The organism is Oscillatoria sp. HE19RPO, from assembly GCF_024220515.1.
Taxonomy (GTDB): domain Bacteria; phylum Cyanobacteriota; class Cyanobacteriia; order Cyanobacteriales; family Laspinemataceae; genus Laspinema.
In genome coordinates, this window is the sequence record NZ_JAMXOT010000498.1 from 1 (window position 1) to 6983 (window position 6983).

Below are 6983 nucleotides of genomic sequence, written 5' to 3' on the forward strand. Positions count from 1 at the left end.
GGAACTCCAAAAAATAAAACCTTCAAAAAACCCGCACCCTGAAGGGTGGGGCTACACGGACAAAGCCCGCCTGCGCGGGCTAAAAGAGCCTTGTTAGGTGCGATCGCATCAAAGCAAGGATGATTTATTTGTTGGAATACTCTAACCACCCCTCGCGAACTTTACTCAATATCATGTATGAGCGGATTTTTTCAGTGCCCGATCGCCTCAAATCCCCCAACCAACCGATTAAAGTGGGGGTGTTACATTCCCTAACGGGTACGATGTCGATCGGGGAAGTATCAGTCAAAGATGCCACCTTGTTAGCAATTGAAGAAATTAATGCCGCCGGTGGGGTACTGGGCCGCCCCCTAGAAGCGGTGATTGCCGATGGCGAAAGCAATTTAAAAACCTTTGCGGACCAAGCCAAACAATTACTCACCCAGGATCAAGTGGAGGTGATCTTTGGCTGCTGGACCTCCGCCTCCCGCAAAGCGGTCCTCCCGATTTTGGAAGAATTAAATGGATTGTTGTTTTATCCGGTGCAATATGAAGGATTAGAACAGTCCCCCAATATTTTCTATACGGGTGCAGCACCCAATCAACAAATCGTTCCGGCGGTGCAATATTTATTAGATCGGGGCTTTCGCCACATTTATTTACTCGGGTCAGATTATATTTTCCCCCGGAGTGCCAATCAAATTATTAAAGCGCAATTAGTAGCCCAAGATGCGGTTTTAGCCGGGGAAGAATACATTCCCCTCGGTTCCCAGGAGGTGAGTACGGCGATCGCCCATATTCTGTCGGTACAACCGGATGCGGTACTCAATACCCTCAATGGTGATACCAATGTGGCCTTTTTCCGAGAGTTAAAGCAAGCGGGGTTAACCTCCGATGACTTGCTGGTGATGTCCGTGAGTGTTGCCGAGGCAGAGGTCCAGGAAATAGGGGCAGACTTCACCCGGGGACATCTCGTGGCATGGAATTACTTTCAAAGCATCGATACCCTGGAAAACCAGAAATTCGTCAGGGCCTATAAAGCCAAGTATGGCAGCGATCGCGTCACCTCGGACCCGATCGCCTCGGGCTATCTAGGGGTCTATTTGTGGAAAAAAGCCGTGGAAAAAGCCCAGTCTACCCAAGTGGCAAAGGTGAAGGCATCGGCCAAAAATATAGAACTGGTTACCCCAAAAGGGTTAGTCAAGCTGGATGCTAAAACCCAGCATCTGTGGAACACCGTTCGCATTGGCCAAATCAAGGCCGATGGGGCGATCGCCGAAATTTGGAACTCCCGGGAGGCCGTGGCCCCAGACCCCTTTTTATCCCGCTATCCTTGGGCGGCAGGACTCTCTCAACAGGGATTTCGCTGGGGAATCAATGCCAAATTGATGAGCTTATTTAGCACCTTAGTGGCGATCGCCTGGGTCGCTTTGGGCTTAGAGTGGCTGACGGCAGCGGAAATTCAGCGCAATATCGCCGCCTTAATTCACCGAGTTAAGCAAATGCCTACACCCCACGAGGAAATGTTGCAATGGTGCGATGCAGTGATGGCGGCAGCGCAACGCAGTCAATATTTATTGCTGATGCTACTGCTATTAAGCATCGTCTCAATGGCGGTGGCTTTTTTTGTGATTTCCCGAATTACTCGGGCATTAAATGGGGTGACTCAAACCGCCCAACGATTAGCATCAGGAGATTTAACCGCGCGATCGCCTCTGGTGTCGGGAGATGAAATTGGGGTACTCTCGAACACCCTGAATACAATGGCACAACAGGTCAACTGTTTACTCAAAGGGTTAGAAGTGCGTTCTCGCCAAGTGGAAGAACACAGTTTAGAATTAGAGTCAGCGGTTTATGCCGCACAAGCAGCCAGTCGAGCGAAAAGCACCTTTTTAGCCAATATGAGCCACGAATTGCGAACGCCACTGAATGCGATCGTCGGTTATAGCGAACTGCTGCAAGAAGAGGTGGAAGAGATTCTCGCCGATGAACAGTTGATCGGCGACCTCCAAAAAATTAACATCGCGGGCAAAAATCTCTTGGCAATCGTCAGTGACATTTTAGATATTTCTAAAATTGAAGCGGGCAAAATGGATCTGTGTCTGGATGCCTTTGATGTCCCTCAGTTGATTCAGGAGGTCGTCACCACCCTAGAACCCGTGATGCTGGCGAATGGCAACGCGATCCAGGTGGATTATCCCGAAAACATGGCCATGATGACGGCAGATCTCACCAAGGTCCGACAAATCCTCTTAAACCTCCTGAGTAATGCGGCTAAATTTACACAAAAGGGCAAAATTATTTTAGAGGTGAACATTAAAAATCCCGAAGAGAATCCCGGGGAACAGGTCACCCTGAATTCTACTCCTGTACCCCCAAGCGATTCGCCTTGGATTCTCTTCCGAGTCCGGGATACGGGAATTGGCATGAGTGCTGAACAGCTTGCCCGACTGTTTCAACCCTTTGTTCAAGGGGATGATTCGACGACGCGCAAGTATGGCGGGACGGGATTGGGTTTAGCGTTGGTTAAAAAATTTTGCGAGATGATGGGAGGGGCGATCGCCGTGGAAAGCGAACTGGGGCGCGGGTCGGTGTTTGAGATTACCCTACCCTTGGTGGTGAAGAATACACCCCCCCAGAAGGTGACCCTTCATCAAGCGGCTTAAGGTGGACCGGGATGGTCAGCAGTTCATCCGATTGCCAGTAAAATAGTCAACAAAACCACTTGGATTCACAAAATTATAATGCCTGAACCTTCGATATGGGGATGGGTTAAGACCCTCTCGGGCCACTTAGACCGGGTGAGTTCTGTGGCAGTCGCCCCGGACGGCAACATCCTCGCCAGCAGCAGTTTGGACCAGACGATCGCCCTGTGGGATCTCAACTCGGGTCAAAAACTCCACACCCTCTGCGGACATTCTGGATCGGTTCTGGCGGTGAGTTTTTCCCCGGATGGTCAACGGTTGGTCAGTTGTGGGACGGATAAAAAGATTCAGGTCTGGGATTTGGGTCAGTTTAAGCCGATTCGCCAGTTGGGGCGATGGTTTGGCGGTCATCAGGAACCTGTTTTAGCCCTGGCAATGGCCCCCGATGGCAAAACTCTGGTGAGTACCAGTGGCGATCTCCGTCTGAAAGGCTGGAATCTGGCGACGGGTAGAAATGAATGGACGCTCACCTTGAATGGGGAGAAACTTGGGGAGATTCAGTCTGTGGCGATTAGTCCCGATGGCAAAATTTTAGCTGGAGGCAGTACGGATAGTCAGATTGCCCTGTGGAATTTGCAGACGGGGGAAAAATTACGGACCCTCACCGGCCATTCTGCCGGGGTGACGGGGGTCGAATTTAGTCCCGATGGACAGGTTTTGGCCTCTAGTAGTTGGGATAAAACCGTGGCCTTGTGGCATTACCAGACGGGAGAGCAAATCGCCTCCCTGGTGGGACATTCCGATGTGGTGAATGCGGTGAAGTTTCATCCCGATGGCAAGAGACTTGCCTCTGGGAGTTGGGATAAAACGTTGGCCCTGTGGAATGGGAAAACGGGAGAACAAATTGCCTCCCTGGTGGGACATTCCGATGCGGTGCGATCGCTGGCCTTTAGTCCCGATGGGCGGGTGCTGGTTTCCGGGAGTTGGGACCAGACGATCGCCCTGTGGCAGGTATAGCCTTTCTCTTGGTGGTGAAGTACATTCACCGATCCCCCTAAATCCCCCTTAAACAGGGGGACTTTCCAGGTCCCCCCCTTTTTAAGGGGGGCTAGGGGGGATCCAATAGACGTACCTCATCAATGTGAAAATTGCTATAGAATCGACCCATAGTTATGCCGTTATTTCCCCCATTGAGGTTAATCGAGGAAACCCATCAGTCCATCGGTGTCATCCCCTTCATTGGAGGAAATGGGCCGATTTCCCATCAGATGATCGCAGTTCATGAGGATGGTGCTTTCTGTAATCGGACGATTTCCGGACACCTGCATGGAGTGGGCGACGTGAATCATACTCGCCCCAATTGGACGAATTCCCGAGGAGTTTAAGGTATCGGCTACGATAAAATTACTGGCCTCAACGGGACGATTGCCGGACAGGTTGATACTGTCAGAAATCTCGAAGTTGCTCAGTCCGATGGGGCGGTTTCCGGGTAAACCCCCTTGACGATAAAGCTGAATGCCTTTAGGGGTGGCTTCTTCAGGTAATTTGTCTTGTATTTTCTTCATACTATCTTGGGGTTCGTTTTCTGGATTGGGTTTCTCAGTCTCATCAGCGATCGCGCTATCCGCCATCTCGGGATTCTCCTCCAAAAACACTCGGTTAGTTTTCCTTTGCTCCTGAAAATCCGTCTCGTTTGTGCCCTGTTTTAGCACGGTTGAATCGGTAAATTTCTACCTCATCGATGGCGATAGGGGCCTTATGTTAATGAGTCGGATACTAGCTTTCGCTGTCAGATCTTTTTTAGGGTTCTAACTTAAGCCTTAATTATACGGGTTCAAGGATCTACAGACGAGTTGATCGCACTCTACATTACTGTAAATTTTTGTAAAACCCTCAAAAAAAATCTTATCGGGCTCATAAGCGGGGATAGGCGTTTCTCGGTCATCCTAGGATTCTGGCTTTTCTAGCATTGGGAGATTCGACAAAAGGGCCAAGGGGCGATGCGTTGCGATCGCCCCTTGGCCCCAATTGATTCAATCCGCCCCCCGATCGCCTTACTTGCGATTACTTAGCCATTTTGCTGCGGCAATTCCTAAAATAGCCGCGACTAACGGATTACTCAAAAACTTCATCATCCAGGGTTTATCGGCTAAAACATCCCGGAAAATATCAGGATGAGCGTGATAGGCAAATGAGGCTAATTTGGAGACATCATCTGCGGACATTTTCTTGGGATTGTGAGTAGAAAGCGCCAGTTGTGTTTCTAAATCCCGATCGCTGAGTCCGCGTTTTTTGAGTTCTTTAAAGAACTCCTTGGCCACATCATCCCGTTCATCAGGCTTAATTTGGGCGATCGCTTTTCTTAGTTCCGGTTCCATCTGGGCCGGAGGAATGCGATCGTGTTGTAGAGACTCACCAAATAAGCGCTGACGCTCTTCCCGAGTCGATCGCTGGGCAAAATCATCAAAATTTTGATAATCCTCGGTTTGGGGCGCATTTGGCATGACCTCGCGATCGCCTCTTGCCAAATCGCTCATAATTTCCCGTTTATATTCGTCACTCGTCGCCATATCATTCTCCTAGTTTATTTCATCGATAGATAGACTGTCAAAACTGTTGCGATTCGACACAACCTCTATCCCGCTTTATACTGAATCTGCTGAGACTGCACATCATAATCCGCTGTCAGAATCAGTTGTTTATCCGGTGCATACACCATCACTTTTAAATTCCGATTGGGGAAATTGTGGTGAAATCCCTGGGCCAGCGATCGGGCTAACTCTCGCACTTCATTCGGGCGAACTTCCGGCGTAATCACCACGCCTAATTTATCATTGTCTCGCACATAGGCATCTTGAATCAGACCTTTGGCATTTCGCACCACCCAGTTGCCAAAATTCTCCCCTGTTTGAGTATTACCCCGTTCGAGTTGGGCGTAATTGTGCAGACTCGTCACCGAGGGGGAGAGGCGGTTGGGTTGCTGCGCCGTCGGGGTTCCTGCACTACAAGCGGTGACCACGCTCAGGACTAATACCAAAACCAAAGCGGTCAACCCTTTTTGTACTCGCTTAAACACACTCACCTGAATGTTCCTCCAAATTTTATAGTAATATCCAGTCCGTTCTGAGGGGATGCGGGTTAATTGAGAGGTGATATAGATAGACCTCTTGTCAAATTCCTGGATCAAACCCTTCCACAGACTTTTAAATAACAGATTGATTCCTCCTCCCCATTCCCCTATTTTCAGGAACGTCAAAGGAAGATTTCTTCAACCTCATGCCCGAGGATTAACCCGAGTAGTAAGAGTTGAGGGAAGGGAGGGGATAATTCCCTCCCTTCCCTCGGTTCAAAGATTAAGCTCTCTCTAGTCGATCGCTTTTTTCAAGTTATCTTTGATGTCTTCTTTGGCGTGTTGAGTTTCGGCCTCGGCTTGCTTCATTTTGCCTTCAGCCTTATCCTTGGGATCGCCGGTCACGTTTCCTAACGCTTCTTGAGCTTTCCCTTCCACGTTTTTCATCGTTGCATTAGCTCTATCTTCAGTGCTCATATTATTCTCCGTCTTTATGTGACTTAGTTTTATCTGTATTTACAGTAGCAACTAGCCGGAAGGAAAAGCATCTATCAATGGATATATCTTGCCCTACCCCTGAAGATTTCTAACCGGGGATCGCTGATATCTCAGGATATTCCCATCCCGTTTTGCCTCTTTCAGGGGTTCTCAGTTTCCCTAAAAAAAAGGGCCAAGGTATTAATACCTTGGCCCTTTTGCTGACTAGCTTACAAGTCTTCTACTTGATTTTTCTTGACATCTAGTTCTTCTTTTAGATTTTCCGCCCCATGTTCAATATTGGCTTGGATTTGCTTGGCTTTACCCACCGCTTTTTGCTTAGGGTCTCCTGTCAGATCGCCCAAGGCTTCTTGGGCTTTTCCTTCGATATTTTTAGCCGTTGCTTTCATGCGATTTTCAACACTCATGTGTATTTCTCCCATTTATCTTTATTTTTTTATGGGCTAACCTATTTGGCTCATGGCCTTAAAATACTTAGCCTTAAACTTATAGTAGCAATCGGGTTTCAAAGATGCCCTCTGTCCTCCGACATATCTTTAAACCAAAAAAGCTAGAAAGTAAGGGGTAAGAGAAGAGGACCAACCCATCACCTCGACCCCGAAAGCGGTGTCTTTCATCAAAGGGACCTACAGATTGGGGCCCGGGACAAATACTTAGGGGATTCCAACAAATAAATCATCCTTGCTTTGATGCGATCGCACCTAACAAGGCTCTTTTAGCCCGCGCAGGCACCGCTTTGTCCGTGTAGCCCCAGGCTTGAGCCTGCGGGTTTTTTGAAGGTTTTATTTTTT

The 6983-nt window shown here is 48.8% G+C and carries 7 protein-coding genes; 2 read left to right on the top strand and 5 right to left on the bottom strand.

The features are described from left to right. The first annotated feature begins 119 nt into the window (after positions 1 to 119). Positions 120 to 2645: an urea ABC transporter substrate-binding protein gene (gene urtA, locus NG833_RS30065; RefSeq protein WP_254568932.1), complete on the top strand. Its 2526-nt coding sequence runs from the start codon at positions 120 to 122 to the stop codon at positions 2643 to 2645. Between the two features lie 78 nt (positions 2646 to 2723). Further along, on the top strand, positions 2724 to 3641 hold the full coding sequence (locus NG833_RS30070; protein WP_254568933.1) for a WD40 repeat domain-containing protein: 918 nt from the start codon (positions 2724 to 2726) through the stop codon (positions 3639 to 3641). Between the two features lie 179 nt (positions 3642 to 3820). Here the strand turns inward: NG833_RS30070 and NG833_RS30075 are convergent, their stop codons facing one another. The 5 genes from NG833_RS30075 to NG833_RS30095 all read right to left on the bottom strand — a co-directional run bounded on the left by NG833_RS30075 (position 3821) and on the right by NG833_RS30095 (position 6599). After that, entirely contained in the window at positions 3821 to 4279 is a 459-nt protein-coding gene (locus NG833_RS30075) for a hypothetical protein (protein ID WP_254568934.1), read from the bottom strand. A 399-nt stretch (positions 4280 to 4678) separates the two neighbouring features. Further along, positions 4679 to 5194 carry a hypothetical protein gene (locus tag NG833_RS30080; RefSeq protein WP_254568935.1) on the bottom strand — a complete coding sequence of 172 codons (516 nt, stop codon included), beginning with the start codon at positions 5192 to 5194 and terminating at the stop codon, positions 4679 to 4681. Positions 5195 to 5259: 65 nt separating this feature from the next. Further along, positions 5260 to 5880: a hypothetical protein gene (locus NG833_RS30085; protein WP_309143901.1), complete on the bottom strand. Its 621-nt coding sequence runs from the start codon at positions 5878 to 5880 to the stop codon at positions 5260 to 5262. A gap of 108 nt (positions 5881 to 5988) precedes the next feature. After that, positions 5989 to 6171: a CsbD family protein gene (locus NG833_RS30090; protein WP_254568936.1), complete on the bottom strand. Its 183-nt coding sequence runs from the start codon at positions 6169 to 6171 to the stop codon at positions 5989 to 5991. Between the two features lie 230 nt (positions 6172 to 6401). Then, a complete protein-coding gene (locus NG833_RS30095) occupies positions 6402 to 6599 on the bottom strand; it encodes a CsbD family protein (protein ID WP_254568937.1) in 198 nt (65 codons plus the stop codon). Positions 6600 to 6983 lie beyond the last annotated feature (384 nt).

Bases quoted from the DNA above. Each gene is read 5' to 3' on its own strand.
- NG833_RS30095 (WP_254568937.1), bottom strand. From the start codon at position 6,599: ATGAGTGTTGAAAATCGCATGAAAGCAACGGCTAAAAATATCGAAGGA.
- NG833_RS30070 (WP_254568933.1), top strand. From the start codon at position 2,724: ATGCCTGAACCTTCGATATGGGGATGGGTTAAGACCCTCTCGGGCCAC.
- urtA (WP_254568932.1), top strand. From the start codon at position 120: ATGATTTATTTGTTGGAATACTCTAACCACCCCTCGCGAACTTTACTC.
- NG833_RS30080 (WP_254568935.1), bottom strand. From the start codon at position 5,194: ATGGCGACGAGTGACGAATATAAACGGGAAATTATGAGCGATTTGGCA.
- NG833_RS30090 (WP_254568936.1), bottom strand. From the start codon at position 6,171: ATGAGCACTGAAGATAGAGCTAATGCAACGATGAAAAACGTGGAAGGG.